This is a genomic window from Brevibacillus sp. SAFN-007a, from assembly GCF_051967035.1.
Lineage (GTDB): Bacteria > Bacillota > Bacilli > Brevibacillales > Brevibacillaceae > Brevibacillus.
In genome coordinates this window covers 83,359-100,558 of the sequence record NZ_JBQCKK010000004.1, presented here as the reverse complement: position 1 = coordinate 100,558, position 17,200 = coordinate 83,359, and the positions used below count along the sequence as shown (strand labels likewise).

The 17,200-nt window shown below is 59.7% G+C and carries 15 protein-coding genes; all 15 read left to right on the top strand.

Annotated features, from left to right (window positions below):
- Nucleotides 1-5: 5 nt before the first annotated feature.
- The 15 genes from ACTHO6_RS07185 (at nucleotide 6) to ACTHO6_RS07115 (ending at nucleotide 17,127) form a co-directional block, all read left to right on the top strand.
- Entirely contained in the window at nucleotides 6-1,196 is a 1,191-nt protein-coding gene (locus ACTHO6_RS07185; RefSeq protein WP_440240832.1) for an O-antigen ligase family protein, read from the top strand.
- Nucleotides 1,165-2,391 (top strand): glycosyltransferase family 4 protein, encoded by a 1,227-nt coding sequence (locus ACTHO6_RS07180; protein WP_440240830.1) that lies wholly within the window; start codon nucleotides 1,165-1,167, stop codon nucleotides 2,389-2,391. The genes ACTHO6_RS07185 and ACTHO6_RS07180 overlap by 32 nt, the downstream gene beginning before the upstream one ends.
- A complete protein-coding gene (locus tag ACTHO6_RS07175; protein ID WP_440240829.1) occupies nucleotides 2,357-3,370 on the top strand; it encodes a polysaccharide deacetylase family protein in 1,014 nt (337 codons plus the stop codon). Before ACTHO6_RS07180 ends, ACTHO6_RS07175 begins: the two co-directional genes overlap by 35 nt.
- On the top strand, nucleotides 3,354-4,001 hold the full coding sequence (locus ACTHO6_RS07170; RefSeq protein WP_440240827.1) for a sugar transferase: 648 nt from the start codon (nucleotides 3,354-3,356) through the stop codon (nucleotides 3,999-4,001). Before ACTHO6_RS07175 ends, ACTHO6_RS07170 begins: the two co-directional genes overlap by 17 nt.
- Nucleotides 3,970-4,989: a GNAT family N-acetyltransferase gene (locus tag ACTHO6_RS07165; RefSeq protein WP_440240825.1), complete on the top strand. Its 1,020-nt coding sequence runs from the start codon at nucleotides 3,970-3,972 to the stop codon at nucleotides 4,987-4,989. Before ACTHO6_RS07170 ends, ACTHO6_RS07165 begins: the two co-directional genes overlap by 32 nt.
- Nucleotides 4,990-5,000: 11 nt before the next feature.
- Nucleotides 5,001-6,185: a DegT/DnrJ/EryC1/StrS family aminotransferase gene (locus tag ACTHO6_RS07160; RefSeq protein WP_440240824.1), complete on the top strand. Its 1,185-nt coding sequence runs from the start codon at nucleotides 5,001-5,003 to the stop codon at nucleotides 6,183-6,185.
- Complete coding sequence (locus tag ACTHO6_RS07155; protein ID WP_440240823.1) at nucleotides 6,172-7,452, top strand: diaminopimelate decarboxylase; 1,281 nt, start codon at nucleotides 6,172-6,174, stop codon at nucleotides 7,450-7,452. Before ACTHO6_RS07160 ends, ACTHO6_RS07155 begins: the two co-directional genes overlap by 14 nt.
- A complete protein-coding gene (locus tag ACTHO6_RS07150; RefSeq protein ID WP_440240822.1) occupies nucleotides 7,449-8,498 on the top strand; it encodes an ATP-grasp domain-containing protein in 1,050 nt (349 codons plus the stop codon). Before ACTHO6_RS07155 ends, ACTHO6_RS07150 begins: the two co-directional genes overlap by 4 nt.
- A 175-nt stretch (nucleotides 8,499-8,673) precedes the next feature.
- Nucleotides 8,674-9,555 (top strand): putative RNA methyltransferase, encoded by an 882-nt coding sequence (locus tag ACTHO6_RS07145; RefSeq protein WP_440240821.1) that lies wholly within the window; start codon nucleotides 8,674-8,676, stop codon nucleotides 9,553-9,555.
- A gap of 134 nt (nucleotides 9,556-9,689) precedes the next feature.
- Complete coding sequence (gene lepB, locus ACTHO6_RS07140; protein WP_440240819.1) at nucleotides 9,690-10,253, top strand: signal peptidase I; 564 nt, start codon at nucleotides 9,690-9,692, stop codon at nucleotides 10,251-10,253.
- A 94-nt stretch (nucleotides 10,254-10,347) separates the two neighbouring features.
- Complete coding sequence (locus tag ACTHO6_RS07135) at nucleotides 10,348-11,844, top strand: helix-turn-helix domain-containing protein (RefSeq protein WP_440240818.1); 1,497 nt, start codon at nucleotides 10,348-10,350, stop codon at nucleotides 11,842-11,844.
- A 192-nt stretch (nucleotides 11,845-12,036) separates the two neighbouring features.
- Nucleotides 12,037-13,680: a urocanate hydratase gene (gene hutU / locus ACTHO6_RS07130; protein WP_440240999.1), complete on the top strand. Its 1,644-nt coding sequence runs from the start codon at nucleotides 12,037-12,039 to the stop codon at nucleotides 13,678-13,680.
- 6 nt (nucleotides 13,681-13,686) lie between these two features.
- Entirely contained in the window at nucleotides 13,687-14,961 is a 1,275-nt protein-coding gene (gene hutI, locus ACTHO6_RS07125; RefSeq protein ID WP_440240817.1) for an imidazolonepropionase, read from the top strand.
- A complete protein-coding gene (locus ACTHO6_RS07120; RefSeq protein ID WP_440240816.1) occupies nucleotides 14,958-15,959 on the top strand; it encodes an agmatinase family protein in 1,002 nt (333 codons plus the stop codon). The genes hutI and ACTHO6_RS07120 overlap by 4 nt, the downstream gene beginning before the upstream one ends.
- Nucleotides 15,960-16,185: 226 nt before the next feature.
- Nucleotides 16,186-17,127 (top strand): GntR family transcriptional regulator, encoded by a 942-nt coding sequence (locus tag ACTHO6_RS07115; RefSeq protein ID WP_440240815.1) that lies wholly within the window; start codon nucleotides 16,186-16,188, stop codon nucleotides 17,125-17,127.
- The last annotated feature ends 73 nt before the right edge of the window (nucleotides 17,128-17,200 follow it).

The window sequence follows — 17,200 nt, the reverse complement described above, 5'->3', positions numbered from 1 at the left end:
CTTGCGTGAAGCTCTCGCTGGATAAAGTCCTGCTGTTCCTGTACGTCCTCCTGAAGCCCTTCTACCTCTTTCCGAGCGGCAATCCGCAGATAGCGGACTTTGTCATGCTGCTGCTCATTGCCTACACCTTGTTGTTTCGCGTCAACCAGTTGCAGCGCAAGTATTGGTTTTTCGTGCTGCTTACGCTGGCGTTTCTGTACGATATTTTGCTCGTCAACGGACTGTGGGCGATCGTGCTGGGCGGCGCCATAGAAGTGTTCGAGTCGACCAAATGGTACGGCTACAACTGTGCCGTCCTGCTGACTGTCGTCGTGTTGTGCCAGCGCGAGCCGCGTGCATACGCGAAATGGCTGTTCTGGTCCGTCGCCTGCTCGCTCGCGGTGCAGACGCTGGCGCTTCTTCTCGGACTCGCGCCGGGAGACCAGGACTTCCGTCAGTCGCTGTTTTTCAACAATCCGAATCAGCTCGGGTATTTCGGCTTGCTCTGCCTGGGGATTTGCCTGTTCTGTGCGCGGTTCTTTCCCGTCCGAGCCATCTATTTGTTTCTGGTCATTAGCTGTTCGTTGAGCGTGATCGCCGCTTCCTTGTCCAAGGCGGCGATGGTGAGTGCGGTCTTGATGTACGCGGCCTTTCTGTTCGTCTCGTCGAAGGAGCGGACCGGGCTGTTCTGGAAAAACGTCGTCTGCGTGCTGGCCTGTTTTTTTCTGCTCTTTTGCATTTTTCTGTACACGAATGAAAACGTGCTGTACGAGGCGACGATGTACACGCAAGTCAAGGAGCGGCTGGAAACGTTGGGAGAGGACTCCGACGACAACCTGGCGTCCAGAGGCTACGACCGGATCGCGAACCATCCCGCGTACATGTTTTTCGGGGCAGGCGAAGGGCAGTACGAGCGGTTTGAAAGCAGCATCGCCCTCGAATTGCACTCCACGGTCGCCAATCTATTTTTCTCGTATGGCCTCGTGGGAACGCTGCTGTTTTTCCTGCTCTTGTACGCCGGGGTGCGCGGTCATCGGCTCTACGCCTGGTATCCGCTGTTTTTTCAAATCGTGTACGGTGTGACGCACAACGGAATCCGGGAGACGTTGTTCTGGATCTTGCTGGCGCTCTATTGTGCGACAGCCGGGATAAGCTCTGGCTCCATCAGAAAGGGCGGTGACCTGCATGGGGAAAATTTTGCAAATATGCGCCATTGACCAAACGGTGGAAAGCCTGCTCTTGCCGCTCATCCAGAAGCTGGCGGAGGAAGGCCATGAAGTGCATACGGCTTGCACAGACACCGGGCGTTTTCAGGCGCTGCGGGACAAGGGCCTCACACTCTGGCCGATCGCGATCAAGCGAAAAATCGAGCCGCTCTCCAACCTGCGTTCCATTTTGGCGCTATATCGGCTGATGAAACGGGAGCGCTACGATGCCGTACACGTCCATACCCCGGTTGCGGCCGTACTGGGCCGGGTGGCAGCGAAGCTCGCGGGAGTCAGCACGGTCGTCTACACGGCGCACGGCTTTTACTTTCACGACGGCATGAGCCGGGGGCAATACCGGCTGTACTACGCCGTGGAAAAGTGGTTCGCGAAGCATTTGACAGACTACTTGCTTGTGCAGAGTCGGGAGGACTACGAGCTGAGCGTGCAGGACGGCTTTTCGCCGCCGGAGCGAATCATGCATATCGGCAACGGGGTGGATGTCGAGCGGCGGTTTCATCCGCAGGCGGTGTCGCCGGAGGAAGCGAGGGAGGTGCGTTCGGCGCTTGGAATCGGCGCGGATGATCTCGTCATCGCCTACGTAGGGCGGATGGTTGGCGAAAAAGGGATTTTCGAGCTGCTGGACGCGTTTTCCAGGCTGGCGCGAGAGTCGGGCCGCGTGCGGCTGTTGCTCGTCGGGGACGTGTCGGACAGCGAACGGGACCAGCGCGGCAAGGCGCTACGGGAGCATTGCCGAAAGCATCCGCAAATCGTCCTGACCGGGTTTCGCCAGGACATCCCGCAGCTGCTCGCCGCAAGCGACATCTTCGTCCTGCCTTCGCATCGCGAAGGGTTGCCCCGCTCGATTATCGAAGCGATGGCGATGGGCAAGCCGATTGTCGCCACGAACATTCGCGGCTGCCGGGAAGAGGTGGCAGACGGCGTGAACGGGATTTTGGTAGAGCCTAAGCAGTCCGGGCATTTGTACACGGCGCTGAAAAAGCTCGCCTGCGACGCGCGGCTGAGGGAAGCGTACGGACAAAACAGCCGCTATTTGGCGGAGGAGCATTTTCATGAGCAGCACGTACTCGCGAGGCAGGCCGAGCTGTTTGCCATGCTTCTGGCGGCCAGGACAGAGCCGTCGCGCACGGAAAAGGAGGGGGAGGAACGGCTTGGGCAAAACAGGAGCATTGGTCATCTCCCTTGATTTTGAGCTGTATTGGGGCGTTCGCGACAAGCGGACGTTAGCCGACAGCGAAAGGAGCTTGCAGGGGACTCGTCAGGTGATTCCGGCGATTCTGGAGCTGTTTGGCAAGTACGAGATTCACGCCACCTGGGCGACCGTAGGCTTTTTGTTCTGCGAGACGCGCGAGGAGCTGACCAGTACGCTGCCAAAAGAGCTGCCGGACTATGCCGATCCGAACCTGTCGCCTTATCGCTACGTGCAGTCGGGAGCGCTTGGCGCGCGCGAGCAGCTAGACCCGTATCATTACGCCCCGTCCCTCATCCGGCTGATTGCCAGCTACCCGCACCAGTTCATCGGCAGCCATACGCATTCCCACTACTACTGCCTGGAGCCGGGACAGACCGCTCAAACATTTGCGGAAGATTTGGCAGCCTTCCAAAGAGCGGCGCGCAAGAAAGGGTACTTCCCGACCAGCATCGTCTTTCCGCGCAATCAGCTCCAGCCCGCCTACCTGGCTTCCTGCAAGCAGCACGGGTTCACCGCGTATCGCGGAAACGAGCGGTCGTGGATCTATCAGGCGGGTCCGGGAGCGCAGGATACCTTGCTCAAGCGGGCTTTGCGGCTCGCCGACGCCTATGTCAACCTGACCGGGCATCATGCGTACGAGAAGCTTGACAGTAGCCAGGACGGGCTTGTCGATGTCCCGGCGAGCCGCTTTTTGCGCCCGTATTCGCCCCGGCTGCGCTGGCTGGAAAGCATCCGATTGAACCGGATCAGGCGCGATCTGCTCTATGCGGCCCAAAATCGCAGGCTGTACCATCTGTGGTGGCACCCGGAAAACTTCGGCAGCCATCCCGAGGAAAATCTTCGCGTTCTGGAGCGGTTGCTTCACGATTACGCGGAATTGCGCAGCCAATACGGGATGCAGAGTCTGAGCATGGAGGAGGCTGCTGCGAGTTGGATCAGGCAAAGGGAGGGACAGCATGAAGTCTCTGTTTGATCGTGTGGTCGCTTTGTTCCTTCTCATCGTCTGCTTCCCGCTGCTGCTCCTGCTCTTCCTGTTGATTCGCTTCAAGCTGGGCGCCCCGGTCCTGTTCGTCCAGGAGCGGCCAGGCCGGTACGGAAAGCCCTTTTTGCTGTACAAATTTCGCACCATGACCAATCAGCGCGATGCGTCCGGACAATTGCTGCCGGATGCCCAAAGGCTGACGCCATTTGGCATGAGGCTTAGAGCCTACAGCCTGGATGAACTGCCGCAGCTATGGAATGTGTTGAGGGGCGAACTGAGCTTGGTCGGCCCGAGGCCGCTGCTCATGGAATACCTGCCGCTTTACACGCCTCGCCAGATGAAGCGGCACGAGGTGCTGCCAGGCATGACGGGCTGGGCGCAGGTCAACGGACGAAACGCAATTACGTGGGAGCAAAAATTCGAGCTGGATGTCTGGTACGTCGAAAACCGCAGCTTTTGGCTCGATCTGAAAATTTTGCTGCTGACGGTCAAGCGGGTTTTCCCAAAAACGGGGATTCGCTGCGAAGCGGGCAGCACGGTGGAGAAATTCACCGGAAGCACACAGGCGGAGCCGGTTAGGAGGGAAATGGGTGAGTTTGATCGTGCTTACGAGTCAGGATGACTGGACCGCTTATTTGCGCCATTTCGAACAGGCGGATGTTTCCTACGCAAAAGAATACGTGAGCCTGTACGCCGACAGGGAGGGGGGCGTGCCGGAAGCGGTGTTTTTTTCCGAGGGGGACTGCCGGATTTTTTATCCCTACCTGGTCCGCTCCCTTGACGCTCTCTTGCCGGGGTATGCGGATATCGTCTCCATCGGCTACGGCGGTCCTCATGTCGTTCCGAAGACAGCAGGAACGGAATCGTTTTCCGCCCAGTTTTCCGCCTATTGCCGCAGCCAGAACTACGTGACGGAAACGGTGCGGTTTCATCCGCTGGAGAAAAACGCCGAGCGGTTTCGCGAGCAGATGCGGCTCGATCTGGTACGGACGACCGTCGCCGTCGATGTCCGGCCGCCGCTTGCGCAGATTCGCGCCGACTACAGTCAAAACGTCAGGCGCAATCTGAAAAAAGCTGCTGCCAACCAGGTGAGCATCGTGGAAGCGAGCGACCGGGACGGCTTGCAGGCGTTCCTGCCGTTGTACCGGGAGACGATGGAGCGAAACTGCGCTGCTCCTTCCTATTCCTATGAAGCGGAATTTTTCACGGGGCTGCTGAAGGAAACCGCGTTGTGCAAGCCGCGCCTCCTGCTCGCGATGCACGAGGGCGCAGCTGTCGCAGGCGCAATCATGCTCAGCGGAGCCCGCTTTGCCCATTACCAGCTGGGAGCTTCGCGCAAGGCGGACATGCCGCTTGGGATCAACCATCTGCTCTTCGACGCGATGATTCAGCGGGCCAAGGAAGACGGGCAAGAGTATCTGCTGCTTGGCGGGGGGAACCGGGATGGAGACGGCTTGTTCCGCTTCAAAGCGTCGTTTTCCAAAACCGGCCATTATCCGTACTGGATGGGCAAACGCGTGCACGATCCGGCGGCTTATCGGCTGCTATGCGAAAAAAATCAGGCAAATCGCGCGGGGGACGGGGCTTTTTTTCCAGCCTACCGGGCGTAGGGGGATACGCGATGGGAGAACATTCGCGCATTTATTTGTCGCCGCCGCATATGGGGACAGAAGAACAGGAGCTGTTTGCCAGTGCGTTTGCGTCCAACTGGATTGCGCCGCTGGGGGAACACGTCGATGCATTTGAACAGGAGCTGGCCCGCTATGTCGGCGTGAAGGAGGCGCTTGCCGTCTCTTCCGGTACGGCCGCGCTCCATCTCGGGCTGAGGCTTGCGGGAGTGGGGCCGGGCGATACTGTTTTTTGCTCCAGCCTGACGTTTGTGGCGAGCGCCAACCCGATTTTGTACCTGGGGGCGACGCCGGTCTTCATCGATTCCGAGGCAGCGACCTGGAACATGTCGCCAGTCGCGCTGGAGCGGGCGCTACGGGAAGCGGCCCGGCAGGAGAAGCTGCCCAAAGCGGTCGTGATCGTCCATTTGTACGGGCAAAGCGCCGACATGGACCCGCTTGTCGCGCTGTGCGAAGCGTATAAGGTGACGGTCGTGGAGGATGCGGCAGAATCGCTCGGGGCCGATTACAAAGGGCGGATGAGCGGCTCGATCGGTCAGTTCGGTGTGTATTCGTTCAACGGCAATAAAATCATGACGACCTCCGGCGGGGGGATGCTCGTCTCGGACGATAGCGAGGCGCTGGAGCGGGCGCGGTTTTGGGCGACGCAGGCCCGCGAGCGGGTGCGTCACTACGAGCATGAGCAGATGGGCTACAACTATCGCTTGAGCAATTTGCTGGCGGCTGTCGGCAGAGGGCAGCTGCGCGTGCTGGAGGAACGCATCGCGGCACGGCGACGCGTCTATCAGCGCTATGAGGCAGAGCTGCGCCAGCTTCCCGGCATCGCGTTCATGCCGGAGGCTCCGACAGGGCGGGCGACGCGCTGGCTGACGGCGCTGACGGTTGATCCGCAGCAGGCAGAGGTCACGGCGGGGCAGGTGATCGACGCACTGGAGCGGGCAAACATCGAGGCGCGTCCGGTCTGGAAGCCGATGCACCGCCAGCCGCTGTTTGCCGGGTGCCGCTATTACCGGCATCTGCCGGAGCAGAGCGTCTCCGATGAGCTGTACGCGCGGGGGGTCTGCCTTCCCTCCGGCTCCAGTCTCACGGAATCGCAGCAGGAGCGGGTCATCTCCACCGTCAGACAGTGCCTGTCAGGACGAGGACGGGCAAAGGAGCCGGGCCATGTACACGTATGAACAGCTTGCGACTTGGCGAGAGCGTTGTCAGTCGTCGTTCTTTTTGCTCGATCCGGACAGACTCCGCGACAATTACGAGCGGTTTTCCCGTGCCTTTTCCAGCCGGTATGAACAGGTGAGCATCGGCTACTCGTACAAGACGAACTACTTGCCGTATGTGTGCCAATGCCTGCATCGGCTGGGCGCACTGGCGGAGGTCGTCTCCAGGCTGGAGTACGATCTTGCGCGGAAGCTTGGCGTCGAGCCGACCGCAATCATTTTCAACGGGCCGCTGAAGACGGCGGAAGACATCCGGCTCGCCCTGGAGCTGGGCAGTCTGGTCAATCTCGACTCGGTTGCGGAGATTGCCCCTGTGCTCGCCTACGCGAGACAGCATCCCGAACAGACGGTTCGCGTCGGCTTGCGCGTCAATTTCGATTTGTCGCGCGGCGGCGTCAGTCCGTTGCAAAACGGCTACGCCGTGAGCCGCTTCGGCTTTTGTGTGGAAAACGGCAGCTTTGCCCAAGCGCTCACGCTGCTGGCTGCCGTGCCGAATGTGCGGGTCGCGGGCTTGCACGGGCATTTTTCCACGAATCGCAGCGTAGGGGTATATCGACAGATTGCCCGCGAGCTGTGCCGACTGGGCAAAGCGCACCTCGGCGAGCAGCTTGCCTATATCGACATCGGGGGCGGATTTTACGGCGAGCTGCCTGCCACGTTCGGGATGGCCGGCGTTCCGAGCTTTGACGACTACGCTCTCGCCATCACGTCTGTCCTCAAAGACGAACTGGCAGAAACGGCTAGCCTGCCGCAGCTCATCCTGGAGCCGGGCATCTCGCTTGTGGCCGATGCAGTCGAATTCGTCTGCCAGGTCGTGGATGTCAAGGAGAACCGCGGCGAGCGCTTTGTGCTCGTCGACGGCAGTGTCCACAATATCAAGCCGACCATGCACGCGTACCAGCTACCTGTCAGCGTCGTGACACAGAACAGCGAGGCGAGGGAAGGGACGTACCACGTAGTAGGCTATACGTGCATGGAAAAAGACTACTTGCTGCAAAACTTTCGCGGCAACGTGCCAGAGCCGGGCGATTTTCTTGTGTTCGGGCACACAGGGGCGTACACGCTCGTGTTCAATCCGCCGTTTATTCGCGAGCGGCCGCCTGTCCTGGCCAAGGCAGGCCGCGATGTCGTCGTCGCGAGGCGCAAAGAGACGCTGGCGGAGTTTTTCCCGGAGTCGCTCTATGAATTTCCATTCCAGGCTGGCAAGCAGGAGGATACGCGTAGATGAACGTACTGCTGACGAGCGTAGGCCGCAGGGTCAAGCTGATCGAGTATTTCGTCCGGGAATGGGGCAGCGCGGGCAAAATCATCGCGGCGGACTGCGATCCGACCGCTCCCGCGCTGTTCGCCGCCCACCACAGGCAGATCGTCCCGCGCATCGACGACCCGGCGTATGTGCCGACGCTGGAGGAGATTTGCCTGCGCTATGACATCAAGGCAGTGCTCTCCCTGATCGATCCCGAGCTTGGCGTGCTTGCCGCCCATGCCGACCGCTTTTCGCGGCTGGGCGTGCAGGCCGTCGTCTCGGGGACGGATGTGGTGAATCTGTGTCTCGACAAAAAGGCGACCTGCGATTTTTTGCGCGCCCACGGGCTTTCGTGCGTGCCTACGTATACGCTGGAAGAGGCGAAAGCAGCGCTTGCCTCGGGAGCGCTGGCCTATCCGGTATTGGCGAAGCCGCGAATGGGCAGCGCCAGTCTGGGCCTTGCCCGGATCGAAAACGAGGCGGAGCTTGCCGCGCTTGCGCATAAGCAAGCGGAGCTGATCGTCCAGCCGTTTTTGCAGGCGGAGGAATACGGCGTGGACGGCTACGTCGATCTCGTCACGGGCGAGTTGACGGCGCTTTTTACACGCCGAAAAATCCGCATGCGGGCGGGCGAGACGGATCGCTCGCTGGCAATCCGGGACGAGCGGCTGACGTCGCTGGTGACGTCGCTCGTCTCTGTCCTGCCGCTTCGCGGACCGTTCGATATCGATTGCTTTTTGCTCGGGGAGCAGTACGTGATTTCCGAGATCAACCCGCGTTTTGGCGGCGGCTATCCGCATGCGCACGAAAGCGGCGTTAACGTGGTCGCCGCCTTGCTCCGCAACTTGCGAAACGAGGCGAGCGAGCCGAACCTCGGCGACTACGAAGCAGGGACGATCATGCTGAAATACGATCAGGTCATGCTCGTCCCCGGCAGTCGGCTGACAGGGGAGGGGATGGTAAAAAGCGCGCCAGCCTTGGGCAATCTGTTGTATAATGAAAGCGGCGGGGGACAAGTGCCCCCGTGAGTATGGTGACAGGAGCGTCGTTCACGATGACAATGAGCCCTCAATTCATGCGCTATCGGTAAGAAAAGGTACAGTCCCCCATGATCCCGCTCGTTTTTTTTAAAAGGAGAGCTGGGGTTTATTTGACTGTGCCTTTTTTCATTCACCGATACCGAATGAATGGGGTGTTTTTTTTATGCTTCCAACCAGAAAAGAGCGGCTGGCCCACCTGCTGGCCCGGCATAGCGGAATGTTCCGCTGCCCGGTCTGCCAGGCGGCGCTGACGCTCCATCATACAGCCAGCCTTGTCTGCGCCAATCGCCATTGCTTCGATTTGTCGAGGCACGGCTATGTGCACCTGGCGAATGCGGGCTACCGTTCGAAGTACGAGCAAGAAATGTTTTTGGCGAGAAGAACCATTTCCGAGAAAGGCTTTTTTTCTCCACTGCACGCCGTTGTCAGTCAAAAGCTCGTGGAATGCGCTGCGATAGGCGACGAGCCGTTTTGCGTGCTGGATGCCGGGTGTGGCGAAGGCTCGCACCTGGCGCGCATTCGCGAGGAGGTGAACAATCGCCGTCCAGTTGATTTCGTTGGCGCGGGGGTCGATCTGTCCAAAGCAGGCATCGCGCTCGCAGCCAAAGCGTATCCCGAATTCCTCTGGTGCGTCGGCGATTTGGCCCGTGCTCCGTTTGCCGACGGGAGCTTTGCGGTCATCCTCAATGTGCTGTCGCCCTCCAACACGCGAGAGTTTGCGCGTATGCTCAAAACTGACGGGCTTGTCATCAAGGTCGTTCCCGGCGAGCGATACTTGCAGGAACTGCGCGAGCGGCTTTCTATGCAGCCGGGCAAGCGGACGTATTCCCGTGCAGCGACCATCCAGCATTTTGCAGCCAGCTTTTCGCTGATCGACTGCGAGCGGGTGGCGTATTCATTCCGGCTGGATCAGCCGAGCGTGGCGGCGTTGATCCGGATGACGCCGCTAACATGGGGGGCCGAGCCGCAGCAGTTGGTAAAGGCGCACGAACTGGCGGGCAGAGAAATCTCCGTCGACTTTACGCTTCTCGTCGGAAAAAGATAGGCGGGGCGGCAGACCCGGCCGCGCCCAGTCGTCTCCCGGACGGATCCAGCCTTTTGGGATTGGCTGTCTGTTGTGGTATGATGAAGGGTAGAGAGTAGGGGGAATGAACAGGACGAGAGGAGTGACAACGCACAATGAAAGAGATCATGGGATGGATTCGCTCGATTGCTTTGGCAGTCGTGTTCGCCCTGGTCCTGGGAATCTTCGTGTTCCAGCCTTACAAGGTGGATGGTCATTCCATGGACCCTACCTTGCAGGACCAGCAGCGCATTTACGTGTCCAAGCTGTCGCATACGTTTTCGTACTTGCCGGACTACGGCGAGATCGTGGTGATCGACAGCCGGGTGGAGCGTGAACGGTCCTTCCTGGACGACATCGTCAGCCATCCCCTGGTGGCGCTGTTGACGGGCACGGCTGACGACCATTCGATGTACGTCAAGCGCGTCATTGGCAGACCGGGCGACGTGCTGGAGCTGAAAAACAACCAGGTGTACCGCAACGGCGAACCGCTGAGCGAGCCGTATATCAAGGAAGCGATGCGGGATGTGGCTGACGCCAAATGGACGGTGCCGGCAAACCACATTTTCGTCATGGGGGATAACCGCAACCACAGCACGGATTCCCGGGACATCGGCTTTATTCCGCTCGACCACGTCATGGGCACGATGATCGAAAATCCGTTCCAATCGGAGAAATAGAGCAAGAAGCAAAGGTTGTCCGCGAGAGGGCAACCTTTGTTTGCAGGAAGAAATGTCGGATTTTTTGGGCAAATGAAAGAAAGGAGTGCTGAGGATGCCCCGTTTGCTGATTGCGGACCGAGACCCGACAGAGCGGGCAGGGATCAGCTGGCTCGTCGCAAGCTGCGCCATCCCGTACGACAAGGTGCACAGCGCCGGGACGACGGCCGAGCTGTTTCAGGCGATGGAATCGCATACGCCAGAGGTCGTCTGCATCGAGCTGGACATGATCGACAAGGCGCACTGGGAGCGCTTGAAGCTGCTGGTCGCCCAGTACCGGCCGACGGTGCTCGTCACCACCTCGGAAGCGACGTTCGAGCGGGCAATGCAAGGCATCGAGCTGGCTGCGCGCGATCTGTGGCTGAAGCCGCAAACGCCGGAGTACATCCGCCGTGTTTTGACGCGCTGCTGTCAGGAACGAACGGGTGACGCACGCTTGGATGCGGGGGCGGGGAGCAACGAAGGACGGCGCGGGGAGATTTCGTATCACGACCTGTTTTTGCCGCAGCCATCGTCGCCAGGTGCGCACACCGTGATGCTCGCCCAGTTGGAAGACGCGAAACGACACCCGGAGCTGCTGCGTTTTTTCGCGGACTATCCGTTTCGGGACAAGCCGGTACTGCTGCCGACGAGTGAGGCGCTTGTCGCCGTGTTTCCGGGGGAGATGGGGCTTTCCTGGTTCCAGTGGCACCAGTTTGGCAAACGCTTGCTGATGGATTGGGAGGCGACGAGCGACGCTCCGCTATTTCTCGTCCTTTACAAGGCCGAGGACGCCGGACAGAGCTTGCAGCAAACATACGAGCAGGCCAGTCAGGCGTTGCAACTGCGTTTTTTCAAAGGCTATCGGCAGGTAAGCATGGTCGAAGGAAAGGTCAACTGGACGATGCTCGACCCGTTTTTGACGCCAGCCGAGCAGCGGACGTGGATCGACATGCTGCACAGCGGCAATCGCGAGCAGTTGAAGCAGTGGCTGTACACGCATTTTTTCTACAAGGACGAGCCGTATCCCGAGCCGGGACTGCTGCGCATTCGGTTGACGAGCATTTTGGCCCAGGTGAGGCGCTACATGAAGGCGCACGGGCTGGACAGCGCGGCTTTGGAGGAAGCGTACCACCGTGTGTTCGAGACGATCCTGTATGCGCCGATTTTGTATCGCATGGTGACGGAGCTGCTTCTGTTCATCAATCAGCTGCTCGACGCCGCAAACAGCCGTAGCGGGGAAAGCAGGGCTGACGTGGTCGAACGGGCGATGCGCTACATAGAAGGACGCTACACCGACCCGACTCTGCGGCTGGAGGATGTCGCCCGGCACGTCGATCGCAGTCCGGCGTATTTCAGCACGTTGTTTGCGCAAAAGCAGGGCAGCTCCTTCCGGCAGATTCTCACGGCAATGCGGGTGAAGGAAGCCCAGCGGCTGCTGATGGAAACCGCTCTGTCCGTGCAGGAGGTGGCGGAGCGCAGCGGGTTCGTCAACGCCCATTACTTTCGGAAAATTTTTAAGGAAAAGACGGGGACAACCCCACGTTTGTTACGAAATCAAAAGAAAAGATAGAAATCGAAAGAAAGGAGAGGTTTTGCGCCCATTCCCTCTGCTTGGGGCGTAGCAATCGAAAGAAGAGGCACCAAATCGAAAGCCGGGTGCCTTTTTTTGTATATCCCGCCGCTTTTACAATAAAGCCAAGAGATATCGATTCGATGGAAAGCAGGTGGAAATTCCGTGACGAGGACACAAACGATTACCCGGATGATACAGGCATATGCGGGCACCGAGCTGCATACAAAAGGCTGGGTGCAGGAAGCGGCGCTGCGCATGCTGTTGAACAACCTGAACCCTGACGTGGCCGAGCGCACAGAAGATTTGGTCGTGTACGGCGGAATCGGGAAAGCGGCCCGCAACTGGGACTGTTTCGATGCGATTGTCAAAACATTGCAAACATTGGAGGGCGACGAGACACTGCTGATCCAGTCGGGCAAACCGGTGGCGGTGTTCAAGTCGCACACCGATGCGCCGCGCGTGCTGTTGGCGAACTCCAACCTCGTGCCAGCCTGGGCCAACTGGGAGCACTTCCACGAGCTGGACAAAAAAGGCTTGATGATGTACGGGCAAATGACAGCCGGAAGCTGGATTTACATCGGCAGCCAGGGGATTGTGCAAGGCACGTATGAGACGTTTGCGGAGCTTGCCCGCCAACATTTTGCAGGCACGCTCGCGGGGACGATCACCGTCACGGCCGGGCTCGGCGGCATGGGCGGCGCGCAGCCTTTGGCCGTATCGCTCAACGGCGGCGTGAGCATCAACATCGAGGTTGACCGCACCCGCATCCAGCGCAGACTGGATACGCGCTATCTCGATGTGATGACAGAGAGCCTCGACGAAGCGATCCAGATGGCGGAGACGGCCAAGCGGGAGAAAAAAGGCATTTCGATCGGGCTGCTGGGCAATGCCCCGGAAGTGCTGAACGCGATGCTTGCCCAGGGCTTCATCCCGGACGTGTTGACCGACCAGACTTCTGCGCACGATCCGCTCAACGGCTACATCCCGGAAGGCATGAGTCTCGAAGCGGCGGCAGAGCTGCGCACGCGCGATCCCAAGGAGTATGAGAGACGCTCCAAGGCAAGCATCGCCCATCACGTTCGCGCCATGCTGGCTATGCAGGAAAAAGGAGCCGTCACTTTTGATTACGGCAACAACATCAGGCAGGTGGCGAAAAACGAAGGCGTCGAGGAGGCGTTCCGCTTCCCTGGCTTCGTGCCCGCCTATATCCGTCCGCAGTTTTGCGAGGGCAAAGGGCCGTTCCGCTGGGTCGCGCTGTCCGGCGATCCCGAGGACATTTACAAGACCGACGAAGTGATTCTCCGCGAGTTTTCCTACAATACGCATCTGTGCAACTGGATTCGCATGGCGCAGGAGCGCATTCAGTTCCAGGGACTGCCGTCCCGCATTTGCTGGCTGGGCTACGGCGAGCGCGCGCGATTTGGCCAGATCATCAACGACATGGTAGCGCGCGGCGAGCTGAAAGCGCCGATCGTCATCGGCCGCGACCACCTCGATTCCGGCTCCGTCGCCTCGCCCAACCGCGAGACGGAAGCGATGAAGGACGGCAGCGACGCGGTGTCCGACTGGCCGATCCTGAATGCGCTGATGAATGCGGTAGGCGGAGCGAGCTGGGTATCTGTCCATCACGGCGGCGGCGTTGGCATGGGCTATTCCTTGCATGCGGGAATGGTCATCGTGGCAGATGGTACGCCGGAAGCCGCCCGGCGCCTGGAGCGCGTCCTGACCACCGATCCGGGAATGGGCATCGTGCGCCATGCGGATGCCGGCTACGAGCTGGCGATTCGCACCGCGAAGGAAAAAGGCGTCAACATCCCGATGTTGGAGGGGTAAACAGCGATGAAAAAACCAGTATGGATTCGCCATGCCAGCCAGCTCGCCACGCTGGCTGGCGGGTCTTCTGCTCCGGTGACAGGGGCCGGAATGAACGAGCTGGCGATTATCGAGGACGGCAGCGTCTGGCTGGAAAACGGCGTGATCGAGCGGGTCGGCACCGACGACGAACTGGCGAGCGTCTACCGCGAGCGGGCGCATGAAGCAGACGTCATCGACGCCACGGGCAAGCTGGTCACGCCAGGCTTGATCGACCCGCATACGCACCTCGTGCATGCGGGTACGAGACAAAACGAGTTCAACATGCGCCTGAACGGCGCGACGTACATGGACATCATGAACAACGGCGGCGGCATCCACGCGACGACCGCGGCGACGAGACAGGCGACACACGAAGAGCTGTATGCCGAGAGCAAGCGGCGGCTCGACCAGTTTTTGCTGCACGGGGTGACGACGGTCGAGGCCAAGAGCGGCTACGGCCTCACCCTGGAGGACGAACTCAAGCAGTTGGAAGTAGCGAAAAAGCTGCATGAGGAGCATCCGGTCGATCTCGTTAGCACGTTCATGGGCGCGCATGCGGTTCCGCGCGCGTACAAGGAAACGCCGGATGCGTTTGTCGATTTGGTCGTCGAGCAAATGATTCCCGAGGTCGCGCGGCGCAAGCTGGCTGTTTTCAACGACGTGTTTTGCGAGCGCGGCGTCTTTACCCCCGAGCAGTCGCGGCGCATTCTAGAAGCCGGGATGCGCCACGGCCTGCTGCCGAAAATCCACGCGGATGAAATCGAGCCGTACGAAGGAGCGGAGCTGGCGGCTTCGCTCGGCGCCGTCTCTGCCGATCATTTGCTGCGCGCCTCCGATCGCGGGATCGAGCTGATGGCAAAGGCAGGCGTGATCGCGGTGCTGTTGCCGGGCACGGCCTTGTTCCTGATGGCCGAATCCGCGAACGGGCGCAAAATGATTGACCGCGGCGTGGCGGTCGCGCTCTCGACCGACTGCAACCCTGGCTCCTCGCCGACAGTCTCGCTGCCGCTGATGATGAATCTCGGCTGCCTGAAAATGGGGATGACTCCGGCGGAAGTGTTGACGGCTGCGACGATCAACGCGGCGCACGCCATCCGCCGCGCGCACGAGGTCGGCAGCATCGAGGTCGGAAAAAAAGCGGACATCACCATTTTTGACGTGCCTGACTTCATGACCTTGCAATATCGCTACGGCGTCAACCACGTAGACACGGTCATCAAGCAGGGCACGGTCATCGTCGCGGGAGGGAGACGCGTATGACAGCAGGGTACCCGTATCCGCTCCTGAAGCCGCCCAGCTTTTCCTGGGACCGGAGCGCAGCGCCTGCCGAGCCAAAAGTAAGCGAGTGGATTGCGACGCTCGATCCGGCAACGGCGGGCAGCACCGACTGGAGCGACTACGATGTGGCGCTGCTTGGGGTGCCGCTGTCGCGCTCGTCCATTTCGGCGTCAGCAGCGAGCGAGAATCCGGACGCGATGCGGCGGGCGTGGAAGTATTTTACGACCTACAATCTCGATCACGACGTAGACTTGCAGCCGCTGCGCGTCGTCGATCTCGGCGACGTCAGGCAGCATGTGACCGACATCGCCCAGTGCCACCGCAACATCCGGGAGGCGATGGCGCACATGCGCACGCACCATCCGCAGCTTTTGCCCGTGATGCTGGGCGGCGATCATTCGATCACGGCGATGCTCATCAAAGGCTACAAGGACGTCCATCCCGACGAGCGGGTAGGCATCCTGCAACTGGACACGCATTTTGACCTGCGCGACCTGGCGGATAACGGCCCCTCGAACGGCACGCCGATCCGCAATCTGATCGAGAGCGGCACGATTGGCGCGCGGGATGTGCACAACATCGGTTTGCACGGCTTTTTCAACGCCCGCTCGCTCAAAGCATACGCCGACGAAACAGGCGTGCGCTATACGACGCTTCGCCAGGCGCGGCAAAAAGGGGTGGCCCGGACGGTGCAGGAAGCGCTGGAGCAGCTCGCGGGCCAGGTGGACACGATCTATTTGACCGTGGACATGGATGTGCTCGATTGCAGCTACGGCCCTGGGGTTCCTGCTTCCACGCCCGGCGGCATGCACAGCGACGAGCTGTTCGAAGCTGTCTACGCGGCAGGGCTGCATCCGAAGGTCAAGGCGATGGACCTCGTCTGTCTCGACCCGTACAAGGACCGCGCTGAAGCGACGGTCAAGACGGCTGTTCACGTGCTGCTGTCGTTTTTGACCGGATTTCGCCTGCGTGGACAATAGGTGAACAGGGAGGCTTTGCAGCTCTGTCGCGGAAACAGCCTGGGCCATGTCGGAACCGTCTATTTAGGCATAAACGAACGGATGGGGATGTGAAGGCGAATACTCGCTGCATGGGGACGGAGAAAAAAGAAGACCGGATGCAAATTGGCTCTCGTATCTGGCCCTTGCTTTGTCGTCATACAGTATGACAGAATATTACTGCGATACCATTTCACGGGGTGATTCGATGCAGAAGTCTGTCCATGGTTCATCCGCCATTCCCGTCTTTGTTCAATTGAAGGAACAATTAAAAAATTTGATGGAGCAACGAATTTATCAGTCACCTGACAAATTGCCGACAATCCGGGAACTGTCCGGTTTTTTACGTTTGCGTCAACAGACGGTCGAAGATGCGTATGCGGCGCTGGAAGCAGAAGGCTATGTGGTGCTGGACGATACGGGGGCGGTGCTGATTGCCGACCAGCTCCCGACGAAAAAGAGCGGCCAGCCAGAACCCGCGAGCGCGGCAGCGCAACGGGAACAGAAGGGCTTGCCGCGTGTTCCGAAGGAGGCGAGACAGTCGCTTTTGCCAAAGACGCAGGACCGGGCGAAGCCGACCATCCTGTTTGCCGAGTGCAATGTGGTGCAGGTGCAGGAATACGCGGTCGAGCTGGAAAAGGCGACAGGCTACACGGTCAAGCCATGCCTGCTTAAAGACCTGGAGCGGTTTGCAAGCAGCATCCGCAACGGCTATTACGATCTCGTCGTCACGACATTTTTACACATAGAAGAGGTGCAAAAATGGTTGGACAGTCTCGGGGACTGCCATGTGCCGAAGGTGATCGGCTGTTTGCTGGAATCGAATCTCCAGTCGATCCGCGAGCTGCAACAGCTGCCGCCTGGCAGTCTGGTGGGCATCGGCGGCACGACATGGGAGGGCGCCTATAACTTCCGTCAATCCATCGTCAATGCGGGGATGACGCATCTGGAGCTACAGATCGGCTCGATGGAATACCCGTCCTCGTTGGATGAACTTCTTTCGGCCAAGCCCAGGCTGATCGTATGCACCAGCATCGTCGGCGACTATCTGAAAAGGCAGTCGCGCTTTTTGCCGCTTTTGATCGAGGACCGTTATTTGAACGCTCAATCCGTGCAGTACATTCAGCAGTGCGTCGAAGGCTGGCACTGAGCGAAGCCCCCTAATGGTTGAGGGAGATCGTTGGTTTCCAAAAGGGGATAGGTGAGTTCTCCGATCGCTCAAC

Excerpts from the sequence above, each read along its gene's own strand:
- ACTHO6_RS07145 (WP_440240821.1), top strand. The coding sequence starts at position 8,674 with ATGCTTCCAACCAGAAAAGAGCGGCTGGCCCACCTGCTGGCCCGGCAT.
- ACTHO6_RS07170 (WP_440240827.1), top strand. The coding sequence starts at position 3,354 with ATGAAGTCTCTGTTTGATCGTGTGGTCGCTTTGTTCCTTCTCATCGTC.
- ACTHO6_RS07115 (WP_440240815.1), top strand. The coding sequence starts at position 16,186 with ATGCAGAAGTCTGTCCATGGTTCATCCGCCATTCCCGTCTTTGTTCAA.
- hutU (WP_440240999.1), top strand. The coding sequence starts at position 12,037 with ATGATACAGGCATATGCGGGCACCGAGCTGCATACAAAAGGCTGGGTG.
- ACTHO6_RS07120 (WP_440240816.1), top strand. The coding sequence starts at position 14,958 with ATGACAGCAGGGTACCCGTATCCGCTCCTGAAGCCGCCCAGCTTTTCC.
- ACTHO6_RS07160 (WP_440240824.1), top strand. The coding sequence starts at position 5,001 with ATGGGAGAACATTCGCGCATTTATTTGTCGCCGCCGCATATGGGGACA.
- ACTHO6_RS07150 (WP_440240822.1), top strand. The coding sequence starts at position 7,449 with ATGAACGTACTGCTGACGAGCGTAGGCCGCAGGGTCAAGCTGATCGAG.
- ACTHO6_RS07135 (WP_440240818.1), top strand. The coding sequence starts at position 10,348 with ATGCCCCGTTTGCTGATTGCGGACCGAGACCCGACAGAGCGGGCAGGG.
- lepB (WP_440240819.1), top strand. The coding sequence starts at position 9,690 with ATGAAAGAGATCATGGGATGGATTCGCTCGATTGCTTTGGCAGTCGTG.
- ACTHO6_RS07180 (WP_440240830.1), top strand. The coding sequence starts at position 1,165 with ATGGGGAAAATTTTGCAAATATGCGCCATTGACCAAACGGTGGAAAGC.
- ACTHO6_RS07155 (WP_440240823.1), top strand. The coding sequence starts at position 6,172 with ATGTACACGTATGAACAGCTTGCGACTTGGCGAGAGCGTTGTCAGTCG.
- hutI (WP_440240817.1), top strand. The coding sequence starts at position 13,687 with ATGAAAAAACCAGTATGGATTCGCCATGCCAGCCAGCTCGCCACGCTG.